Annotated in this window: 21 protein-coding genes and 1 pseudogene; 14 read left to right on the top strand and 8 right to left on the bottom strand. The window is 63.4% G+C overall.

Annotation, left to right across the window (positions count from 1 at the left end; genetic code table 11):
- Positions 1-16: 16 nt before the first annotated feature.
- Entirely contained in the window at positions 17-1,447 is a 1,431-nt protein-coding gene (locus FJ492_RS19445; protein WP_140771628.1) for an FAD-binding oxidoreductase, read from the top strand.
- A 190-nt stretch (positions 1,448-1,637) separates the two neighbouring features.
- On the top strand, positions 1,638-2,204 hold the full coding sequence (locus tag FJ492_RS19440) for a DUF6101 family protein (RefSeq protein WP_140507971.1): 567 nt from the start codon (positions 1,638-1,640) through the stop codon (positions 2,202-2,204).
- A 37-nt stretch (positions 2,205-2,241) separates the two neighbouring features.
- On the opposite strand, the gene ubiA is transcribed toward FJ492_RS19440, so the two are convergent.
- Positions 2,242-3,225: a 4-hydroxybenzoate octaprenyltransferase gene (ubiA, locus tag FJ492_RS19435; protein ID WP_181166699.1), complete on the bottom strand. Its 984-nt coding sequence runs from the start codon at positions 3,223-3,225 to the stop codon at positions 2,242-2,244.
- Positions 3,226-3,293: 68 nt separating this feature from the next.
- Positions 3,294-4,205, bottom strand: coding sequence for a LysR family transcriptional regulator (locus FJ492_RS19430; protein ID WP_140771626.1), 912 nt, complete (start codon positions 4,203-4,205; stop codon positions 3,294-3,296).
- 90 nt (positions 4,206-4,295) lie between these two features.
- Between FJ492_RS19430 and FJ492_RS19425 the strand changes: the two genes are divergently transcribed.
- Positions 4,296-5,117: a phytanoyl-CoA dioxygenase family protein gene (locus FJ492_RS19425; protein ID WP_181166694.1), complete on the top strand. Its 822-nt coding sequence runs from the start codon at positions 4,296-4,298 to the stop codon at positions 5,115-5,117.
- 164 nt (positions 5,118-5,281) lie between these two features.
- Positions 5,282-6,559: a phosphoribosylamine--glycine ligase gene (gene purD / locus FJ492_RS19420; protein ID WP_140771624.1), complete on the top strand. Its 1,278-nt coding sequence runs from the start codon at positions 5,282-5,284 to the stop codon at positions 6,557-6,559.
- Positions 6,560-6,578: 19 nt separating this feature from the next.
- Here the strand turns inward: purD and FJ492_RS19415 are convergent, their stop codons facing one another.
- Together FJ492_RS19415 and FJ492_RS29265 are read right to left on the bottom strand one after the other, a co-directional pair.
- Complete coding sequence (locus FJ492_RS19415) at positions 6,579-7,691, bottom strand: glycoside hydrolase family 25 protein (RefSeq protein WP_140771703.1); 1,113 nt, start codon at positions 7,689-7,691, stop codon at positions 6,579-6,581.
- A gap of 384 nt (positions 7,692-8,075) precedes the next feature.
- Positions 8,076-8,312 (bottom strand): hypothetical protein, encoded by a 237-nt coding sequence (locus tag FJ492_RS29265; protein ID WP_140771622.1) that lies wholly within the window; start codon positions 8,310-8,312, stop codon positions 8,076-8,078.
- A gap of 209 nt (positions 8,313-8,521) precedes the next feature.
- Between FJ492_RS29265 and FJ492_RS19400 the strand changes: the two genes are divergently transcribed.
- Both FJ492_RS19400 and FJ492_RS19395 read left to right on the top strand, forming a co-directional pair.
- The gene (locus FJ492_RS19400) at positions 8,522-10,291 is read left to right on the top strand and encodes an acyl-CoA dehydrogenase (protein ID WP_140771620.1); all 1,770 of its coding nucleotides are present in this window, start codon (positions 8,522-8,524) and stop codon (positions 10,289-10,291) included.
- Between the two features lie 19 nt (positions 10,292-10,310).
- Complete coding sequence (locus FJ492_RS19395) at positions 10,311-11,063, top strand: crotonase/enoyl-CoA hydratase family protein (RefSeq protein WP_140507836.1); 753 nt, start codon at positions 10,311-10,313, stop codon at positions 11,061-11,063.
- A gap of 11 nt (positions 11,064-11,074) precedes the next feature.
- Here the strand turns inward: FJ492_RS19395 and pdxH are convergent, their stop codons facing one another.
- On the bottom strand, positions 11,075-11,692 hold the full coding sequence (pdxH, locus tag FJ492_RS19390) for a pyridoxamine 5'-phosphate oxidase (protein ID WP_140771618.1): 618 nt from the start codon (positions 11,690-11,692) through the stop codon (positions 11,075-11,077).
- Positions 11,693-11,732: 40 nt separating this feature from the next.
- Here pdxH and FJ492_RS19385 point away from each other — a divergent pair, with 40 nt between their 5' ends.
- The 4 genes from FJ492_RS19385 to FJ492_RS19370 all read left to right on the top strand — a co-directional run bounded on the left by FJ492_RS19385 (position 11,733) and on the right by FJ492_RS19370 (position 14,790).
- A complete protein-coding gene (locus FJ492_RS19385) occupies positions 11,733-12,194 on the top strand; it encodes an RT0821/Lpp0805 family surface protein (RefSeq protein WP_140507832.1) in 462 nt (153 codons plus the stop codon).
- A 100-nt stretch (positions 12,195-12,294) separates the two neighbouring features.
- Positions 12,295-13,227 carry a J domain-containing protein gene (locus tag FJ492_RS19380; protein WP_140771616.1) on the top strand — a complete coding sequence of 311 codons (933 nt, stop codon included), beginning with the start codon at positions 12,295-12,297 and terminating at the stop codon, positions 13,225-13,227.
- Positions 13,228-13,331: 104 nt separating this feature from the next.
- Positions 13,332-14,150: an enoyl-ACP reductase FabI gene (fabI, locus tag FJ492_RS19375; RefSeq protein WP_140507828.1), complete on the top strand. Its 819-nt coding sequence runs from the start codon at positions 13,332-13,334 to the stop codon at positions 14,148-14,150.
- Positions 14,151-14,202: 52 nt separating this feature from the next.
- On the top strand, positions 14,203-14,790 hold the full coding sequence (locus tag FJ492_RS19370) for a histidine phosphatase family protein (RefSeq protein ID WP_140771614.1): 588 nt from the start codon (positions 14,203-14,205) through the stop codon (positions 14,788-14,790).
- Positions 14,791-14,914: 124 nt separating this feature from the next.
- On the opposite strand, the gene FJ492_RS19365 is transcribed toward FJ492_RS19370, so the two are convergent.
- Positions 14,915-15,178, bottom strand: a complete 264-nt coding sequence (locus FJ492_RS19365; protein ID WP_023783490.1) for a DUF1344 domain-containing protein — start codon at positions 15,176-15,178, stop codon at positions 14,915-14,917.
- A gap of 183 nt (positions 15,179-15,361) precedes the next feature.
- Between FJ492_RS19365 and aroC the strand changes: the two genes are divergently transcribed.
- Both aroC and ribB read left to right on the top strand, forming a co-directional pair.
- On the top strand, positions 15,362-16,462 hold the full coding sequence (gene aroC, locus FJ492_RS19360; RefSeq protein ID WP_140507825.1) for a chorismate synthase: 1,101 nt from the start codon (positions 15,362-15,364) through the stop codon (positions 16,460-16,462).
- A 108-nt stretch (positions 16,463-16,570) separates the two neighbouring features.
- Positions 16,571-17,671 (top strand): 3,4-dihydroxy-2-butanone-4-phosphate synthase, encoded by a 1,101-nt coding sequence (gene ribB, locus FJ492_RS19355; RefSeq protein WP_140771612.1) that lies wholly within the window; start codon positions 16,571-16,573, stop codon positions 17,669-17,671.
- A gap of 19 nt (positions 17,672-17,690) precedes the next feature.
- On the opposite strand, the gene FJ492_RS19350 is transcribed toward ribB, so the two are convergent.
- Positions 17,691-18,911 (bottom strand): MFS transporter, encoded by a 1,221-nt coding sequence (locus FJ492_RS19350; RefSeq protein WP_140771610.1) that lies wholly within the window; start codon positions 18,909-18,911, stop codon positions 17,691-17,693.
- A gap of 119 nt (positions 18,912-19,030) precedes the next feature.
- On the opposite strand from FJ492_RS19350, the gene FJ492_RS19345 reads away from it, so the two are divergent.
- Complete coding sequence (locus tag FJ492_RS19345; protein ID WP_140771608.1) at positions 19,031-19,639, top strand: TetR/AcrR family transcriptional regulator; 609 nt, start codon at positions 19,031-19,033, stop codon at positions 19,637-19,639.
- Between the two features lie 87 nt (positions 19,640-19,726).
- A complete protein-coding gene (locus tag FJ492_RS19340; RefSeq protein WP_246676072.1) occupies positions 19,727-20,710 on the top strand; it encodes a hypothetical protein in 984 nt (327 codons plus the stop codon).
- Positions 20,711-20,874: 164 nt separating this feature from the next.
- On the opposite strand, the pseudogene bluB reads toward FJ492_RS19340, so the two are convergent.
- Positions 20,875-21,384 (bottom strand): annotated as a pseudogene (bluB, locus tag FJ492_RS29260) (5,6-dimethylbenzimidazole synthase); the annotation flags it as partial.
- Positions 21,385-21,479: the final 95 nt, after the last annotated feature.

The raw sequence follows: 21,479 nt of genomic DNA, 5'->3' as shown, positions 1-21,479 counted from the left end.
GACGTAGTTTTGCCAGATGACCGAAACTGCAAAGACACTCGATCCCGCTCTCGTCGATCGTTTCGCGGCGATCGTCGGCGACAAATATGCGCTGCGCGACCAGCAGGACATCGCACCTTATCTGATCGAGCGACGCGGCCTCTGGCATGGCGCGACGTCCCTGGTGCTGCGGCCGGGCAGCGTCGACGAGGTCAGCCGGATCATGCGGCTGGCGACAGAGACCGGAACGCCAATCGTGCCGCAAAGCGGCAACACCGGGCTGGTCGGCGCGCAGGTGCCGGACAAATCCGGCCATGAAATCGTCCTGTCGCTGTCACGGCTGAACCGCATCCGCGAGATCGATGTCTTGTCGAACACGGTCACGGTCGAGGCCGGTGTCATCCTGCAGACCTTGCAGGAAGCGGCCGACGCCGCCGACCGGCTGTTCCCGCTCTCGCTCGCCGCGCAAGGCTCCTGCCAGATCGGCGGCAATCTGTCGTCCAATGCCGGCGGCACCGGCGTGCTTGCCTATGGCAATGCGCGCGAACTCTGCCTCGGCGTCGAGGTGGTGCTGCCGACCGGCGAGGTGTTCGACGATTTGCGCAAGCTGAAGAAGGACAATACCGGCTACGACCTGAAGAACCTGTTCGTCGGTGCCGAAGGCACGCTCGGTATCATCACCGCCGCCGTGCTCAAACTGTTTCCGAAGCCGAAGGGGCGCGACGTCGCCTTCGTCGGCCTGTCGTCGCCCGAGGCCGCTCTTTCCCTGTTCAGCCTGGCCATGGACCGCGCCGGGGCAGCGCTCACCGCCTTCGAACTGATCGGCAAGCGGCCATACGATTTCACGCTGGCGCATGCCCCGGGCGTGACGCGGCCGCTGATGGAGGATTGGCCCTGGTATGTGCTGATGCAGGTATCGTCCGGCCGCTCATCGGAGGATTCTCGGGCGCTGATCGAGGACGTGCTTTCCGCGGGCCTCGAGCAGGAATTCGTCGGCGACGCGGTCATCGCCGCCAGCCTCGGGCAGGGCGACGCCTTCTGGGATTTCCGCGAGCTGTTGCCCGAGGCGCAGAAGCCGGAAGGCGCTTCGATCAAGCACGACATTTCAGTGCCGATCGCATCGATACCGCGCTTCATCGCGGAGGCCGCTGGCGCGGTAGCCTCGGTCAGTGCTGGCGCCAGGGTGGTCTGTTTCGGCCATATGGGAGACGGCAACCTCCACTATAACATCTCGCGGCCCGTCGACGGCGACGACGAGGCATTTCTGGCGCTCTATCATGCCATGAACAAGGCCGTGCATGACGTGGTGCGCAGCCTGCATGGTTCGATCTCGGCAGAGCATGGCATCGGTCAGTTGAAGCGCGACGAACTGATCGCCACCGCGCCGCCGACGGCCATCGATCTGATGCGCCGGGTAAAGGCTGTCTTCGATCCGGCCGGCATCATGAATCCTGGTAAGGTTATCTGATCCTTTCAACATCTTGTGGCTGGTGGCATTCCGATAACCATCCCTGAGATCAGCAAAATTTAACCGACTTTCTTAAGCGCGGCGGTAAGGAGCCGGCGCTACTGTTTCCCCATAACGAGGCCGGGAAAACTGGCCCGGAGAGAACCGGACACCGGCTCTCAGGAGACAGACAGGAAGGCACTCTATGAACGTGAACACTGGACTGAAGCCAGTCTGGGCGGGACGCAACATGCGTCTCGACCCATTCCGCCTGCCGCAGGTAGTGAGCTACGCGACACGCGACGATTACGGCGACGTGACCTTCACCATCGACCAGCGTGGCGCCGTGATCCGCCGCCTGCTCGAGATGAGCGGCCTGCCGGCGATCATTGTGCTGCCCGCCAATGCATTTCGCGGTGTCGCCGCTCGTGCGATGGAGGATCCGGAAGGCAATGTCACGGTGACCCTTGAACTCCTGCACAACGATCCGATGTTGTCGGTGCCGCTGCTGGTGGCTGACGATCTCGAAGACGTCGCCGCCGACTGGCGCGCCTGGGCCGATGCCTACCGCCTGCCGATGCTGTTGATCGAATCCGACGGCGTCGCCCGCACCCTGGAAGAATCGCTCGGCGCCGCCATCAAGACATTGCCGCCGCGGGAGCGCCGCAAGGGCCGCGTTTCCAATATGCGCCGCCCCCGCTTCCTTGCCCGCCGCAGACCCGGTGACCTCGGCCTCAGGCTGGTCATCGGCGGCCAGGAGATCATTGCGCGGGAATAAGCACCTTTACTGTTCCGGATTGCCGACACTGGGGCCGCTACACCAGCGGCTTCAGCGCCACCCACAGCGCGCCGCCGATCAGGCCGAGGAAGATCAGCCAGCCGACTTGGTTGTTCGACCGAAACAGCCGCAGGCACTGGTCCGGATCGTCGATATCCAGAACCGCGATCTGCCGGGCCATGTGGGCGCCGGCGGCGATCAGTCCCGCCAGTGCCACCACCGGGGCCTGTGCCGAGGCGAAGGCGATGGCGAAGCAGATCAGCGTACCGCCATAGAGCCCCGCGAGCCATGCCTTGGTGTTGTCGCCGAACAGCCGCGCGGTCGAACGCACGCCGACAATGGCGTCGTCTTCCTTGTCCTGATGGGCATAGATCGTGTCGTAGCCGATCACCCACAGGATCGAACCGATATAGAGCATGATGGCGGGGCCATCGAGATCACCGAACTCGACCGCCCATCCCATCAGCGCGCCCCAGGAAAAGGCGAGGCCGAGAAACAGTTGCGGCCAGTTGGTTATCCGCTTCATGAATGGATAGACAGCCACGATCACCAGCGAGCAGACGCCGAGCAGGATGGCGAAGCTGTTGAACTGCAACAGCACCGCCAGGCCGACCAAGGCCTGCAGCACAAGAAACAGCCAGGCCCGCCGGCGCGTGGTCTGGCCGGATGGCAGCGGGCGTGAGCGGGTGCGTTCGACCTGGTTGTCGATGTGCTCGTCGACAATGTCGTTATAGGTGCAGCCGGCGCCACGCATGGCAATGGCGCCAATCAGGAACAGCACGAGATAGAGTGGCGCCGGCAGCAGCGAAAGCAGCGGGTCGCCGGGCCGGGGATAGGCGCTCGCCGCCAGTGCGGCCGACCACCAGCATGGCCACAAAAGCAACTGCCAGCCGATCGGCCTGTCCCACCGTGCAAGCTGTGCATAGGGCCAGATCGCGCGCGGCAGCACGCGGTAGACCCAATGGCGGTTCGGCGCATCGGAGACGCGGCCCTGGGACGCTTTCGACTGGACAGGTTCCATTGGCATGGAGTGGCAGCAGCGGCGGAAACCGTCAAGCGGCAAGCAGGGCAGGAGCGTCCGTCCACCCGTCAGGAGGTGAAGATGTCGCGTGTGGAAAACCAGACTTTCGCCACCTCGATGAAAGCCAGCGCCGCATTCGACACGCGCTGATGCGTATCGTGGGTGAGGATGATGCGCTGCATGGGCAGCGGATCCGACAGCGGTTTGCAGACGAGGCGCAAGCCGTCATAGCTGTGGTCGCCATGCGGGCGGGTATAGCTGACCGCGACGCCGAAGCCGTTCGCCACCATGCTGCGTTGGAGTTCGAACGAGCTTGTGCGCATGTCGGCGACGGGTGACAGGCCACGGCTGCGGAACAGGTCAAGCATATGCTGCCAGCTATGCGGCTGGTCGGTCGTGATCAGCGGGTAGGCGGCCAGATCCGCCAGGCTGACCTCCTGGCGGTTCGCCAGCGCATGGCCCGCCGGCAACAGCGCATGCGGCCGCAGCTCGTGCAGCAGGATGCGGGCGAAATGCGACGGCAGGCCGAGATCGTAGCTGAGGCCGAGATCGACGGCGGCGTCCGCCAGGCGTCGCCCGAGTGTCTCGAACGTCTCGTCGCGGACGATGACGGCGACCGCTGGATGGCGTTCGGAGAAGGCGCGGATGAGGCCCGGCGCGAAATAGGGCGCCAGATCCTCGAAGCAGCCGAGCACCAGCTCGCCGCCGATCGCCGAGTTGACCTTTCCCAGGGCAAGGAGTTCGTCTGTCTCGGCAAGAACCTGCTTTGCCTTTGCCACGGCGGTACGACCGAAAGAGGTCAGCGAGACACCGCTTCCACGCTGGCGCACGAACAGTTTCTGGCCGAAATCCTGTTCGATGGCGTCGATCGCCACCGAAATAGACGGTTGCGAAATGTTGAGCGCCCGGGCCGCGCCCGTGACGCTGCCATGGCGGGCGACGGCGACGAGATAGCGTAGCTGGGTAAGCGTCAGGCTCATAGTTCAAACCTATGTGTCAGATGAGAAGTTATTATTTTACTGAATGAGCGGCCGTTGCGATAGTCGCCTCGATCCTGAAAGGAGGACAACATGGCTTCCCAACCCGCTCCACCGGCAATGGACACCGAAATCATCGATGCGCGGACAATCGCCGACTACCAGCGCGACGGGGCGGTCTGTGTCCGCGGCGCCTTCAAGGGCTGGGTCGACACGATCGCCGCCGGCATCGAGCGCAACATGCGGAGCCGCAGCGCCACCGCCTCCGACATCGCTGGCGGCAAGGGCAGCTTCTTCGACGACTACTGCAACTGGGAGCGCATCCCCGAATTCGTCAAGGTGGTGCGCGAATCGCCCGCGGCGCGACTGGCAGCCGCGGTGATGCAGTCGCGTACCGCGCAGTTCTTCCACGACCACGTGCTGGTCAAGGAACCCGGTACGCAGAAGCCGACGCCGTGGCACCAGGACATTCCCTATTATTTCGTCGACGGCCAGCAGACGGTGAGCTTCTGGATCCCCATCGACCCGGTGAAGGAGGCGACGCTGCGTCTGATCGCCGGCTCGCACAAATGGGACAAGATGATCCTGCCGGTACGCTGGCTGGACGACGGCAATTTCTACGCCGCCGAGGGCGATTATCGTCCGGTGCCCGATCCCGACACCGATCCATCGATGAAAGTTATCGAATGGGAGATGGAACCGGGCGACGCCATCCTGTTCGACTTCAGGACGGCGCACGGCGCCCGCGGTAACATGACCTCGGCCCGGCGCCGGGCGCTGTCGCTGCGCTGGGTCGGCGACGATGCCCATTATGTCGAGCGGCCGGGTCGCACCTCGCCGCCCTATCACGGTCATGGCATGCAGCCGGGGCAGAAGCTGCGCGAGGATTGGTTTCCGGTGGTCTTTCAGGGCTGAACGAGAGCCAGAATAGGGGCCGCCGGTGGCCTGCGCCCCCTATTCGGCAGGCATAACGTTCCCGTGTGCAATTCCGATCAATCCACCCTGATGCCTTGACCCGTCGTCCAGAGAGCAATAGCGGGTTGTTCTCTCTATGGGATAGTCGGCATCATGAGGTGGCCATGAACGTTCTTCTTCTCGGCTCCGGCGGCCGCGAACATGCGCTGGCCTGGAAGATCGCCGCTTCACCGCTGCTGACCAAGCTCTACGCGGCTCCCGGCAATCCGGGCATCGGCGCCGAGGCCGAACTGGTGAAGCTCGATATCGCCGATCATGCCGCCGTAGCCACCTTCTGCCGCGAGAAGAAAATCGATCTCGTCGTGGTCGGTCCGGAAGGGCCGCTGGTCGCCGGTATCGCCGATGATCTGCGCGCCGAAAACATCCGCGTCTTCGGGCCTTCGAAGGCCGCCGCGCGGCTGGAAGGCTCGAAGGGTTTCACCAAGGATCTCTGCGCCCGCTACAACATCCCGACCGCCGCCTATGGCCGGTTCGGCGATCTGGCCTCCGCCAAGGCCTATGTCGAGAAGATGGGTGCGCCGACCGTCATCAAGGCCGATGGGCTCGCAGCCGGCAAGGGTGTCACCGTCGCCATGACGATGGTTGAAGCGCAGGCGGCACTCGCTTCCTGCTTCGACGGGTCCTTCGGCGCCGCCGGCGCGGAGGTGGTGATCGAGGAATTCATGACCGGCGAGGAGGCGAGTTTCTTCTGCCTCTGCGACGGCACAACGGCGCTTCCCTTCGGCACCGCGCAGGACCACAAGCGCGTCGGCGACGGCGATGTCGGTCTCAACACCGGCGGCATGGGCGCCTATTCGCCGGCCCCGGTGATGACGCCTGACATGATCGAGCGCACCATGCGCGAGATCATCGAGCCGACCATGCGCGGCATGGCCGATCTCGATGCGCCTTTCGCCGGCATTCTGTTCGCCGGGCTGATGATCACGGAAAACGGGCCGAAGCTGATCGAATACAACACCCGCTTCGGCGATCCTGAATGCCAGGTGTTGATGATGCGGCTGAAGGACGATCTTCTGGTGCTGCTCAATGCCGCCGTCGACGGCCAGCTTGCGCATACCTCCGTGCGCTGGCGCGACGAGGCGGCGCTGACCGTTGTGATGGCGGCGAGGGGCTATCCCGGCACGCCGGAGAAAGGCTCCGTCATCCGCGGCGTCGAGGACGCCGCGGGGGAAGGCGTCCAGATTTTCCATGCCGGTACAGCCATCAATGGCGGCGCGCTGGTCGCCAATGGCGGCCGTGTGCTCAACGTCACGGCGACCGGCGCCACCGTTGGCGAGGCGCAGGCGCGGGCCTATTCCGCGCTCGACCGGATCGACTGGCCGGACGGGTTCTGCCGCCGCGACATCGGCTGGCAGGCCGTGGCGCGCGAGCAGGCAGGCTGAAGCTCCGACCGGGTGGCGGCTACCGCTGGCCGCCGTCGAGAGTTGTCGAGGCCGTGCTCAGCGGGTCGGCGGCCGTTGCGAAGGCTGCGTCGAGTTGCTCGGGTGAACGCTGCCCGGCCCGCTTCCAGGCGACATATTGGACAATACCGAAGCCCGGCCCTCGCGGCACCATCTTCACGACAGGCATGCGGAACCCGTCGCGGAATTTCGACCAGCGCGAACCGAGCACGGCGGCCATTTCCTCGAATGTCGGCGGCGTCGCCACATCGGCATAGATGATGGTCGCTTTGCCGGCCAGGGCGGCTTCCCGCGAGAGCGGCACCGGCACGCTGGCAAGATAATCGGGAGGCACGTCAATCAGGCCGCCGAAAGGCCATTGCTGGCGTAGCGTGACGGCATCCGTGGGCGCCACGTTGACGTCGATGTTGTCGGGCGTGCCGGCAACCCTGTAGGGGCAACGGAAGCGCCCGCAATTGGCCTGCGCCGAAAACTGCCAGAGCGCGTAGCCTTGCCAGTTGCCCATCGGAAAATGCACGTCGATGTCGGGCTTGTAGCGCGCGTACCACAGAGGCAGGCGCGACAGGAGCCGGTATTTGTAGCGGTTGTCGGCGATATATTGTGCGGTCTTGCCATTGGTGTAGAGCACCGGGAAGCGGCCGACGCGCCGATGCACCTGGCGCGCGAACTCCTCGGCGTCATCGAGCGACATCCATTGCGAGGGATCGTTGCCCTCGAGGTCGAGAGCCATGAGATCATCCGGCGCGGGGTCGGCGAAATCGAGGAAATTGTTGGCCTGCTCGACCGGATTGCCGGGACGGGCGAGATGATAGGCGCCCCATTTCATGCCGAGCGCCTTGGCCACGACCCTGCGTGTTTGGAACAATTCACGCGTCACCGCGTGGCGTTTCCACAGCGCCTTGCACAGCTTCACGTCGGTGTCGCTGCCGAAACAGAAGTAGGGCGGCGGCATGCCGTCGGACGCCTTGTTGATGAAAGCGACGATGCGCTTGTCGGTGGCAAGCCGGGCCCAGTCGATGGAATTGTACTCGTAGGCATCGACCACCAGGGCACGGTCGGCACTTTTCCACGGCTCGGAAAAATCCGAGGCCTTTGCCGCCATCGACAGCGCCATTGTCGCCGCAAGAGCGAGAAGCGCTGTGCGGCGAAGGAAACACGCCTTCCTTTTCAAACAGGGAATCCCCGTTGATCAAAGGCAAATCCTGGACCGCTATGGTTAAGGAAATGCTTCGGGAATGGCCAGGATCGACGCGGTCCTTGGCAGATAGCTGGCAAGCGCGAAATTTACCGGGAATCCACGACCAGCCTTTTGTAAGCATTGGCGGCTGCGCGTAGCGCTTCATTCGGTTCGGGCGGATTCACAATCGCCTACGCCCAGGCGATCTGATCCTCGATTGAGAGGCGCATGACTGCGGCCTCGTCAGGGGAGGGCAGCGCTGACCGGGTCCGCGCAATAACGGCCTGCTTGTTTGGCATCATGTCTCCTCTGGCCCAGCTTTCACCGCTGGCTGAGCGGCTGAAATTCGAACGGGTCCGGCGCGGGCTCTTGCTGCAATGTCCCTTCGGCGGCGCGTTTGCGGTGGTGGGCAAGCGAGCATCGCGGCGAGCACAATATGCCGCGATCCGACCAGTAGGCGGCACCGTTTGCCACGTCGCCGTGATAGCAGGAAAATCCCGCTGCCCGATAGGATAAGCCGCATTCAATACAGCGATAGGCGTCAGGTCTAGCAAGCATTGGAATGTTCCGGTCGGCTGGTTTTCTGTCGCCGTTCGATCTGATCCGACATCGGTCGAATTTAATATAGGCCGGCCCGATTGCAAAATCCGCGTGACAAATTTGACGTTTACGTAAAAAGAAATGGGAGACCGCCCAAAGGCGGATGGTTTTGCGGCGGCACTGGCTCTAGGGTCGGCGAGGCCGGTGCATCAGGAGGATCGAGCGGCATGTATCGGGCACCGGTCGAGGATATTGCGTTCACCCTGAAGCACGTCGCCGGCATGAAATCGGCCATCGATGCCGGTGCGTTCGGCGATCTTGGCGAGGATCTGGTCGATGCCGTCCTTGGCGAAGCTGGCCGCTTCGCCACCGAGGAGATGGCACCCCTTTATAAGATCGGCGACGAACAAGGCGCCCTGTTGAAGGACGCGGTCGTCACCACCCCGCCGGGCTGGAAGGAACTCTATCGCCGCTGGATCGAAGGCGGCTGGAACGCGCTCTCCGGGCCGGAAGAGTATGGCGGTCAGGCATTGCCGACCATGCTCGGCGTCGCCGCGCTCGAAATGTGGAATTCGGCCGCCATGGCGTTCGGCATCGGCCCGACGCTGACGATGGGCGCGGTCGAAGCGCTGGACCAGCACGCCTCTGAAGACCTCAAAGCGAAATATCTGGCAAAGCTCGTCTCCGGCGAGTGGATGGGCACGATGAACCTGACCGAGCCGCAGGCCGGATCGGATCTCGCCGCCCTGCGCAGCCGCGCCGAGCCGGCCGGCGACGGCACCTACCGCATCTTCGGCCAGAAGATATTCATCACCTATGGCGAGCACGATTTCACCGACAACATCATCCATCTGGTGCTGGCGCGGCTGCCCGATGCACCGGCCGGAACGCGCGGCATCTCGCTGTTCCTGGTGCCGAAATTCCTGGTCGACGACGATGGCACGCTGGGTGCGCGCAACGACGTCTTCTGTTCCGGCCTCGAGCACAAGCTCGGCATCCATGCCTCGCCGACCTGCACCATGATTTATGGCGATGGTTTCCAGGGTGCCCAACCCGGCGCCATCGGCTGGCTGATCGGCGAGGAGAACAAGGGCCTCGCCTGCATGTTCACCATGATGAACAATGCGCGGCTTTGCGTCGGCATGCAGGGCGTCGCTGTCGCGGAAGCCGCGACCCAGAAAGCGATCGCCTATGCCAATGACCGGCGTCAGGGCAAGGCGGCAAGTTTTGGTGGCACCGGCTTGGCGCCGATCGTCCATCACCCGGACGTGCAGCGCAATCTCCTCACCATGAAGGCGCTGACACAGATCGCCCGCGCGATCAGCTATTCCTGCGCCCACGCCATCGATCTCGCGCGCGTATCGTCTGGTGACGAGGCGGCGCATTGGCGCGACCGTGCCACTCTCTTGACGCCGCTCGCCAAGGCCTTTTCCACTGATGTCGGCGTCGAGGTCGCCTCGCTTGGCGTCCAGGTGCATGGCGGCATGGGCTTCATCGAGGAAACGGGTGCGGCAGCCCTCTACCGCGACGCGCGTATCGCGCCGATCTATGAAGGCACCAACGGCATCCAGGCGATCGATCTGGTGATGCGCAAGCTGCCGCTTGGTGGCGGCGAGCACGTGCATGGCTATATCGACGAACTGGCTGGTATTGCCAATGCGGTGCGAACGTCGAACCTCGAAGGGTTTGGCCGCACCGCTGATGCTCTCGATCAGGCGCTCTTCGATTTGACGCAGGCAACGCGCTTCCTGCAGAAATCGTCGGCCGACGGCCGGACGGAGGAGGCGCTGGCGGGTGCGACGCCTTATCTCAGGCTGATCTCGCTGGCCGCCGGCGGCGCCTATCTGGCGCGGGCCGCTCTCGCCGACCAGGGCCGCATCGCGCTTTGCCGCTTCTTCGCCGAAAACCTGCTTGGCGAAGTCGGCGCTTTGAAGGAGCGCGTGATCGGCGGCGCCGAAAGCCTGGCTGCTGCCGGCAAGGCACTGATTTCTGCCTGACCTTCACAAGGAAAAGACCGTGACAGACCACATCCTCGTCGAGCGCCAGGGCGCCATCCAGATCATCCGCATGAACCGCCCGGACAAGAAGAACGCCCTGACGCGCGCCATGTATGCCAAGATGTCGACGGCCCTTGCCGAAGGCGACGCCGATCCGGCGGTCCGCGTTCATGTCTTTCTCGGTGTGCCCGGGGCCTTTTCATCCGGCAACGACCTTGCCGATTTCATGGTTATGGCTACCGGCGGCGATGGTGGCACCGAAGTCTGGGATTTCCTGCTGGCGTTGGCCCGGGTCGAAAAACCCATCGTCTCTGGCGTCGACGGCATCGCGGTCGGCATCGGCACCACGATCAACCTGCATTGCGATCTGACCTTCGCCACGCCACGCACCGTGTTCCGCACGCCCTTCGTCGATCTCGGCCTCGTGCCGGAAGCTGGATCGAGCCTTTTGGCGCCGCGCATCCTGGGTCAGCAAGCTGCGTTTGCGCTGCTTGCCCTCGGCGAAGGCTTCTCGGCCGAGCGCGCGAAGGCCGCTGGAGTGATCTACGAGGTGGTCGAGGAGGGCGCTCTGGAGGCCTCGGTCCTCTCGGCAGCCGGCCAGATCGCGGCCAAGCCCCCGCAGGCTCTCAAGATCGCGCGCGACCTGATGCGCGGCTCACGCGACGATCTGGTTGCCCGCATCGGAGTGGAGAGCGAGCATTTCCGTGAGCGGCTGAAATCCGATGAGGCGCGCGCGGCCCTCACGGCATTCATGACCAGGAAAAAGGGCTGAACCTTACCCTTTCAGGGATAAAGCCTCGTCTTGCTCCAACCGCCATCGGCGTCGCGTGAGAAGACCACTCGGTCATGCAGCCGGAACGGCCTGTCGTGCCAGAATTCGATCGTCTTCGGCACGATGCGGAAGCCCGACCAGTGCTTGGGCCGTGGAATCTCGCCGATAGCGTAGCGCGCTGTGTATTCCGCGACGGCCTTTTCCAGGGCAAAGCGGCTTTCCAGCGGCCGCGACTGCTTCGAGGCCCAGGCGCCGATGCGGCTGCCGCGTGGCCGCGTTGCGTAATAGCTGTCGGCCTCGGCGTCGCTGACGATTTCCACCGGACCGCGAATGCGGACCTGGCGGCGCAGCGATTTCCAGTGGAAACACATCGCCGCCTTCATGCTGCCTAGAATCTCCTGGCCCTTGGCGCTTTCGAAATTCGTGTAGAACACAAAGCCGCTTTCATCGAACCCCTTGAGCAGCACCATCCGTACGTCCGGCATGCCCTCGGCATCGACGGTCGCCAGCGCCACGCCGTTGGCATCGTTGATTTCGCTCTTGCTGGCGTCGTCCAGCCATGCGGCAAAGAGACGAAACGGCTCGGCCGCTTCGGTAAAGTCACTGGTTATTAACGCTGTGTCACTCATAGTTTTTCTCAAATTGTCACGAGATCAGGGAGGTTGCCGATTGTCGCGTATCGCGCAAGCTTTTGACAGCAGGCAATGGGGCGTTATCGCTTCAGCCAGCGCGAAAGCGGCGATCGTGGCAATCGCCCTGCCGCTTGCCGGCTGCGGTGCGGGCGGCTTCAGCCTGGACAAAGCCGAAGTCGACCGCTCGATCCTGACCAGCAGCACATCGGCTTCGGCCAAGCCGGCCGATTCGGATCGCGACTCCGACCAGACGACGATCGGCAATGCGGTATCCTCCGCCGACATCGAGCAACTCAGTGGCCAGGCCGTGCCTTGGGCGAATGCCGGCACCGGCTCGCGCGGCTCCATCACGGAACTGGCGGAATTGAAGGACAGCGGCCAGACCTGCCGCCGCTTCAGGGCTTCGCGCGAGAGCTTTGACGGCGTTGCCATGTTCGAAGGCGAACTCTGTCTTGCCAGCGCCGGCGGCTGGCGCATGCAGGGCTTCAAGGCACTCTGATTTTCCGGCCTTGATATGATGCACCGCTACTGGAATTTCTTCCTATGCGAGCGCATATAGGGGGCAAGTATGGACTCACTCCTTTTCCAGGGCAGGAAGCATGCGCGACCCCTATGAGGTGCTGGGCGTTGCAAAGAACGCATCGGCCAAGGACATAAAATCGGCGTACCGGAAACTCGCAAAGAAACATCATCCGGACCAGAATCCGAATGATCCCAAGGCGAAGGACCGTTTTGCCGCGGCCAATCAGGCCTACGAGGTCATCGGCGACGAGAAGAACCGTGCCGCTTTCGATCGTGGCGAGATCGATGCCGACGGCAAGCCGCGTTTCCAGGGTTTTGAAAGTGCGGCCGGCGGCGGTGACCCCTTTGCCGGGTTTCGCCGCCAGCAGCAGGGCGCCGGCGGCTCGCGATTCGAGTTCCGCTCGGGCCGCCCCGGTGGCGATCCGTTCGACGGCAACAGCGACATCTTCAGCCAGATTTTCGGCGATGCCTTTTCAGGCGCGCGCGGGCCAGGGGCAGGCGACCGCCGCCAGCCGGCGGCATCAGCTGACCTGAACGTCACGCTCGACGTCACCATCGAGGAAGCTGCGAACGCCGAAAAGGTCACGGCGATGTTCCCGGACGGCCGCAAGGTGGCGGTCAAGCTGCCGGCCTATGTCGAGGATGGCCAGACCATCCGGTTGAAAGGCCAGGGCGAGCAGGGACCGGGCCAGCCCGGCGACGCACTGGTCAAGATCCACATCCGCCGCCATCCGCGCTACCGCATCGAGGGTCGCGACCTGCACGCCGATCTGCCGGTTTCGCTGGCCGATGCTGTGCTGGGCGCCAAGGTGCCGGTCGAGACGCCGACGGGCAGGCTCGCTGTCAACGTTCCCGCTTGGTCCAGTTCCGACAAGGTCCTTCGGCTCAAGGGCAGGGGCTTGCCGGAGAAGGCCGGCGGCCATGGCGATCTCTATGCCCATGTGCGCATCATGCTGCCGGAAGGCGGCGACAGCGCGCTGGAATCGCTGTTGCGCGGCCAAAAAGGCTGATCAAGAGCTTTTGTCCCCCGAACTGTCCGGTTTGAACGCTTGAAGGGGCTGTGTGCCTGTGCGATAGGCACTCCACAAAGAGAAACCTTGCGGAGAGCGCTGACATGGCGGGTGGACAGGGCCTAATGGCCGGCAAGCGCGGCCTTATTCTTGGCGTCGCCAATAACAGGTCGATCGCCTATGGCATTGCCAAGGCCTGCGTCGATCACGGCGCCGAGATCGCACTGACCTATCAGGGCGAAGCCTTCAAGAAGCGGGTCGAGCCTCTGGCGGCGGAACTGGGCGCCTTTGTCGCCGGCCATTGCGACGTCACCGATTCCGCGAGCTTGGACGAGGTTTTCGCTAATGTCGCCAAGCATTGGGGCAAGCTCGACTTCCTCGTCCATGCCATCGCTTTTTCCGACAAGGACGAGCTGACCGGCCGTTATGTCGAGACGACGCGCGACAATTTCCTGCGCACCATGGACATTTCGGTCTATTCCTTCACCACCATCGCCAAGCGCGCCGAAGCGCTGATGACCGAGGGCGGTTCGCTGCTGACGCTGACCTATTACGGCGCCGAGAAGGTGATGCCGCACTATAACGTCATGGGCGTCGCCAAGGCGGCACTCGAGGCCAGCGTACGTTACCTCGCGGTTGATCTTGGCGCCAAGAAGATCCGCGTCAACGCGATTTCCGCCGGCCCGATCAAGACGCTTGCCGCCTCCGGCATTGGCGATTTCCGCTACATCCTGAAGTGGAACGAATACAATTCGCCGCTGAAGCAGACAGTCACGCAGGAAGAAGTCGGCGATTCCGGCGTCTATTTCCTGTCCGACCTGTCGCGTGGCGTCACCGGCGAGGTGCACCATGTCGATTCCGGCTATCATGTCGTCGGCATGAAGGCGGTCGACGCGCCGGATATTTCGACGGTCAAGGATTAGTTCTCTCCGCCTATCCTCCGTCCAGGCCCTGGGCCTATCTCCGGAAGAGCTGATGTACCCGCTGGTTTATATCGCGCGCCACGGCCAGACCGCGTGGAACGCCGAGTTCCGGCTTCAGGGCCAGGCCGACACCGATCTCAATGCTCTCGGCCGCGAGCAGGCGACCAGAAACGGCCATCGGCTGGCCGAACTCGTCGGCGATCCCAACGAGTTCGACTTCGTCGCCAGCCCAATGAGGCGGACGCGCGAGACAATGGAGCGCATCCGCGCCGCCATGAAGCTCGATCCGCTCGCCTATCGAACCGATATCAGGCTCATTGAAGTCAATTTCGGCGATTGGCAGGGCTTTACCTTTGCCGAGCTCGATACGCGGTCTCCCGGGGCAAGCAGGACGCGTGCTCGCGATAAATGGAATTTTCAGCCGCCGGGCGAAGGTGCCGAGAACTACCAGATGCTGCTTGAGCGGGTGAAGCCATGGTTCGACGAGATCGACCGCAAGACGATCTGTGTCACGCATGGCGGTGTCATGCGCGCCCTGTTTCGCTTCGTGCTTGATAGGCCCGAGGACGAGGCCGCGAACCTGGAGATACCGCACGATCGCGTGCTCAAACTCGAAGGCAACAGCCTGGAATGGCTTTAGGACGCCTGGTAAAGGCCAATTCCTAACGCATGTCGCCCAAAGTGACCTCGGTTTTTGGGAAGACGACATGCACAAAAACAAGACCTAAAGCGTGTCGCATGAATCCGTTTCGACGCGACGCGCTTTAGTTCGTGTCGCTGTCTCCCGGCAACTGCATGTCGGTGACGACGTTTTCGCCATCGGTCACATCGTAAGCGATGACGATGTCCATGCCTGGCTTCAGCGCGTCGAGATCGGTCTCGGCGTTCAGCTTGTAGGATTTGCCGTCATCAAGCGTCAGCGTCAATGCGTCCTTGTCGACCTTCTTGATCAGGCCTTCGGTCTGGCCGGCAAAGGCGGCGGTGGAAAGCAGCAGCGTGGCGGCAACAGCGCCAATCAGGGTACGCATCATCGTCCTCTTTGGTCATTGCGCCGGCCTGGGTGGCGGCGGATCCTCAACGGCGAATGGAGCAGAGCAGAAACCAACCGAATGTGTCAAAACTAAATCCGCCAGATCACAGTTTGACCACTGTGGAAAACGCCAATAGAAGGCTGGCTTCAGCCGGTTTCGATGCCGGGCAGGGCACTTTCCATGTCTCACAACACGTTTGGCCATCTTTTCCGCGTCACCACCTGGGGCGAGAGCCATGGCGCGGCGCTCGGCTGCGTGGTCGATGGCTGTCCGCCGGGTATCCGTTTCACGCGCGATGAAATCCAGGCCGAACTCGACAAGCGCCGACCCGGCCAATCGCGCTTCGTCACCCAACGCCGCGAGCCGGACGAGGTGAAGATCCTCTCAGGCTTCGTCCTCGACGAGGACGGCGCGACGATGATCACTACCGGTACGCCAGTCTCGATGCTGATCGAGAATGTCGATCAGCGCTCGAAGGACTATGGTGAGATCGCCCGCCAGTTCCGGCCGGGCCATGCCGACTACACCTACGAGGCCAAATACGGGGTACGGGACTATCGCGGTGGCGGCCGCTCTTCCGCACGCGAGACCGTGGCCAGGGTCGCCGCCGGCGCGCTCGCCCGCAAGGTGGTGCCGGGCATGGTCGTGCGCGGCGCGTTGGTGTCGATGGGCGAAAAGTCGATCGACCGAGCCAACTGGAACTGGAATTTCATCGGCGACGCGGAAAATCCGTTCTTCACCCCCGATCCCGCTTCCGTTCCTGTTTTCACGCAATATCTCGACGCCATTCGCAAGGCCGGCTCCTCGGTCGGCGCGGTGATCGAGATCGTCGCTGACGGCGTGCCTCCCGGCCTCGGCGCGCCGATCTACGCCAAGCTCGACCAGGACATTGCCTCCGGCCTGATGTCGATCAACGCCGTCAAGGGCGTCGAGATCGGCAACGGCTTCGAGGCCGCCCGCATCACCGGTGAGCAGAATGCCGACGAGATGCGCATGGGCAATGACGGCGAGCCGGTGTTCCTGTCTAATAATGCCGGCGGCATCCTCGGCGGCATCTCCACCGGCCAGGCGATCGTCGCGCGCTTTGCCGTGAAGCCGACGTCGTCGATCCTGACGCCGCGCAAATCGATCGACAAGGACGGCAACGACGTGGAGGTGATGACCAAGGGTCGCCACGACCCTTGCGTCGGCATCCGCGCCGTGCCGATCGGCGAGGCCATGGTTGCCTGCGCCATCGCCGACCACTATCTGCGGCACCGAGGACAGACAGGAAGGGGATAGGGACTAGGGGACTAAGCTTGGCTGCCACGCCAAAACGGCCAAATTTTCCTTTTCCCTAATCCCGCACTACCCTATTCCCCTACTCCCTGCGAGTGAAACGAGCGCTTTATGCCTTACGACCAGAAGAAAATCGTCGAAGCAATTCGGGCCTTCGAACGCGGCGAGATCGTCGTCGTCATGGACGATGACGGGCGTGAGAACGAGGGCGACCTGATCGTCGCCGCCGTCCACTGCACGCCGGAGAAGATGGCCTTCATCGTGCGCAACACGTCGGGCATCGTCTGTACGCCGATGCCGCGCGAGGAGGCCAAGCGGCTGAACCTCGCGCCGATGGTGGCCGACAATGATTCGGCCCACACGACCGCCTTCACCGTCAGCGTCGACTTCAAGCATGGCACCACGACAGGCATTTCAGCCGACGACCGCACGCTGACCGTTCGCAATCTTGCCAACGGCAATGTCGGCGCCTCCGATTTCGTCCGCCCCGGCCACATCTTTCCGCTCATCGCGCGCGAAGGCGGCGTGTTGATGCGCTCGGGTCACACCGAGGCCGCGGTCGACCTCTGCAGGCTCGCCGGCCTGCCGCCGATCGGCGTGATCTCGGAACTGGTCAATGATGACGGCACCGTCAAGCGCGGCCCGCAGGTCGCGGCCTTCGCCGAGGAGCACGGTCTCAAGCAGATATCGGTCGCCGACCTCATCGCTTACCGGCAGCGCAAGGAAACGCTGGTCGAGCGCGTCGCCTGTTCCGACATCGAGACGCTGGGTGGCAAGGCGCAGGTCTTCACCTACACGCTGCCCTGGGACACGATGCATCACGTCGCCATCGTCTTCGGCGATATCCGCGACGGCGAGGACGTCCCGGTGCGACTGCATTCGGAGGACGTCGTAACCGATGTGTTCGGCACCAGCCACCGCCTCGACGGCATCATGAAGGCGATGGGCGAGCGCAAGCGCGGTGTCATCGTCTATCTGCGCGAGGGCTCGGTCGGCGTCGCCCACCAGGAGCGCAACCGGCCGGCGCCGGGCGATCGCGAGGACCATGAAGAGGCGCGCCGGCGCGAGAGCGAATGGCGCGAGATCGGCCTTGGTGCGCAGATCCTGAAGGATCTCGGCATTTCCTCCATCAACCTGATCGCCTCGCGCGAACGCCATTATGTCGGTCTCGAAGGGTTTGGCATCCACATCGCCAAGACCGAGATTATCTGAGCTCAAGAAATCCTGGCTGTCACTCGGCCGGGATTGCCGCCTCGCATCCTTCCAACTCGCATTCATGGGTGGCGAGGCTGCGCTGGCCGAGCAGCACCGTGACCAGTGCGATAACGCCTGATGCCACCGAAACCCAGAACCCGTTCTGGGCGCCGAACGCATCCACCACGGCGCCGGCAGCGAACGAACCGAGCGCCATGCCGATGCCGATGCCGGTGGTCACCCAGGTGATGCCTTCGGTCAGCATCGTCTCAGGCACATGCCGTTCGATCAGGCCGAAGGCGGTGATGAAGGTCGGCGAGATCGCCACGCCGCTGATGAAGACAGTCAGCGCGAGCACGGGCACGGTGCTGGCGGTAAGCGGCAGCAGTGTGCCGAGCGCGACCAACGCGATCGCGATGGCGAGCTGGCGCTGCAGCGGTGCTTTCAGGTTGAGCGCGCCGATGATGATGCCGAGCACGAAGGAGCCCAGCGCATAGACGCCGATGACGAGACTTGCGGCGCCTGGCTGGCCGAGTTCCTTGGTGATCGCCACCGTGCTCACCTCCGTCGTCGCGAAAGTCGCGCCGATGAAGATCATGGCGAAGGTGATGATTTGAACCGGCCCCAGGCGGATAGCCGAGCCGGTTGAGCCATGGTCCACCGGTCGCACCTGCGGTTCGGTCGAACGCTGCAGGATGAAGGCTATCGAGCCCAGGGCCAGGAACAGCGTGCTGACGAGCACGCCCGCTTCCGGGAACAGCGCGGCGCTGAGACCAACCGACAGCGATGCGCCGGCGATGTAGACCAGTTCGTCGGCCGCCGACTCGAAGGCGAAGGCGGTGTTCATCTCGGGCCGGCCCCGGAAAAGCTCGGTCCAGCGCGCGCGTATCATGGCCGGCATGCTTGGCATCGCCGCGGCCAGCAATGCCGACACGAATAGCGTCCATATCGGCCAGTCCTGGTTGGCCGATGCGATCAGGGCCGCGAATGCGAGCACGGAGATGATGGTGGCGGGGACGACAACCCGCGTCTGGCCGAGGCGGTCGACCAACCTCGATATTTGCGGCGCCAGGAAAGCATTGGCCAAGGCGAATGTCGCCGAAACCGCACCCGCCAGCCAGTATTCGCCACGCGTCTGCGACAGCATCGCCACGATGCCGATCGGCGCCATGGCGATCGGCAGGCGCGCCATGAAGCCGGCGGCGGCAAAGCCCCTGGCGCCAGGAGCGCGAAAGATTTCCGAGTAGGGGTTTTGCATGATCCTGTTCCTCGACAAGGGGCGATTCGACAATTACATACGAGACGTATAAGTGTTAAATAGACCATACGTCGCGTATGTCAATTGGCATACGGAGCGTATGTAGATAAGGCCAGAGCATGCACCGACCCCGCAGAGAGATGATCGCCGAGACGCGTGCCAAGCTGATCGCCGCGGCGCGCCAAGCCTTTGGCACCATCGGTTATGCCGAAGCGTCGATGGACGATTTCACCGCATCGGCCGGACTGACGCGCGGCGCCCTCTATCATCATTTCGGCGATAAGAAGGGACTGCTGCAGGCGGTTATCGCGCAAATCGATGCGGAAATGGCCGCGCGGGTGAATGAGGTCGCGTCGAGGGCGCCGACCCGCTGGCAGCATTTCGTCGACGAATGCACGACCTACATCGAAATGGCGCTGGAGCCGGAAATCCAGCGCATCATGTTCCGGGACGGTCCGGCCGTGCTGGGCGATCCGGCACAGTGGTCGAATGCCAATGCCTGCGTCGGTTCAATGACCGATCATCTGACCGCGCTGCAAGAGGAGGGGGTGGTCGTGCCGGGCCTCGATCCCGAGACCGCGGCGCGGCTGATCAACGGGGCGAGCAGCCAGGCCGCACAGCGGATCGCCAACTCGAACGATCCCGAAGCGACGTCGAGGAAGGTGGTGGCAGCGTTCAAGCAATTGCTCGAAGGCCTGCTCGAAAAGCCGGAAGCGCGGCCAAACTGAGCCACCGTGGCGCTCCCGCCACCGCCTGCAATTGACAATAGACGGTTTGGGCGCATCCTCCACAGCCACCTCTGGGGGATTCGGGGCATGTGGGATTTCGATATCGGCAGGTCGGTGTCCATCATGATGCGGACCTGGCCTTTCATCGTCTTTCGCATGATCGTCTATTTCGGCATCACGCTGGCCTATATCATGGCCACCGGCACGGGCGCCTCCGTCGGCTATGGCGTCGGCCATATCTCCACCGATCCCGACGGACCGCTGTCCTTTGCCATGTGGGGCGGGATTGTTGGCTTCGGCCTCGTCTCGATCGCCGTCTACTGGATCCGCGAATACATCCTCTACGTCGTCAAGGCAGGCCATATCGCCGTCATGGTGCATCTGATCGACGGCCATGACATACCCGACGGCCAGAACCAGATCGCCTACGCGAAAGAGGTTGTGACCGAGCGTTTTGCCGAAGCGAACATCCTTTTCGTCGTCGACCAGCTGGTCAAGGGCGCCATCCGTGCCATCACCGGCCTGCTGGGCGGCATTGCGGCTTTCCTGCCCATTCCGGGCCTGAGCGGCCTGGTCTCATTCCTCAACACGGTGATCCGCCTGTCGCTGACCTATGTCGACGAGATCATTCTCGGCTACAACATCCGCATCAATTCGTCCTCACCCTTCGAGACCGCACGGCAAGGCGTCGTGCTCTACGCCCAGAACGGCAAGATCATGGTCAAGAACGCAGTCTGGCTGGCGTTGATCATGTGGGGGGTCTCCTTCGTCATCTTCCTGCTGATGCTGGCTCCGGCGGCCGCCATTCTTGACGTCATGCCCGGACAGCTCGCCGGCTGGGCCTTCGTTCTGGCCATTGTCTTTGCCTGGGCCTTCAAGGCGGCGTTCATCGAACCTTTCGCTATTGCCTGCCTGATGCAGGTCTATTTCAAGACCATCGAGGGCCAGGTGCCCGATGCCGCCTGGGACGCACGGCTGGCCGATGCCTCGTCGAAGTTCCGGGAACTCAAGCGCAAGGCGCTCTCCACCTTCGACGGTTCGCGCTGGGGCACGGCCGGCGCGACGCGCTGATCGGCGGGGTTTGCCGGCGCAGCGGCGACGGTGTTGAGGCGGGCCACCGTAGATTTGAGCGAGGCTTCACCCTGGCCGCAAAAAGTCTCGCTCATGATCAGTTCGGGCAGCGGCAGCCGTCGGCCCCAGCCATGCGTTTCGAGGTCCGGTTTCGGCGCAAACTCCGAGACACGGCCGACGCAGAGATAGGCGATCGGCGTCACGTGGTCGGGGATGGACAGCAGGCTTTTTAGCGCTTGCGCCTCGATGATGCTGACCCAGCCGACGCCAACGCCCTCGGCGCGGGCCGCCAGCCAGAAATTCTGTACCGCGCAGACCGTACTGTAGAGATCCATTTCCGGATTGTGCCAACGTCCCAGCGGCGAGCCTTTCGAGCGCTCGTGGTCGCAGGTGATACAGATGTTGAGCGCGCTTTCGCAAATGCCTTCGAGCTTGAGCTTGCGGTAGAGCGCCCGCCGGTCCGCCTCGATTGCCGGCAGTTCCTGTTCGCGCGCGGCAAGGAACAGGTCGCGCACCTTCGCCCGTCGCGCGGCATCGCGAATGACGATGAAATTCCAAGGCTGCATGAAGCCGACCGATGGCGCGTGATGGGCAGCAAGCAGCAGCCGCGCCAGCACCTCGTCGTCGATCGCTTCCGATGTAAAATGGCTGCGGACGTCGCGCCGCGTGAACATGGCGCGGTAAACCGCGTCGCGCGCGATCTGATCAAATCCATTGGCCGTTGGAGCGGTCATAGCTTCCGGCATCGCTTGTCCCCTTGCGATTGCAG

Origin of the sequence: Mesorhizobium sp. B2-5-4 (genome assembly GCF_006441095.1) — a bacterium.
GTDB classification, from domain to species: domain Bacteria; phylum Pseudomonadota; class Alphaproteobacteria; order Rhizobiales; family Rhizobiaceae; genus Mesorhizobium; species Mesorhizobium salmacidum.
This window is presented reverse-complemented; position numbering and strand designations above follow the sequence as displayed.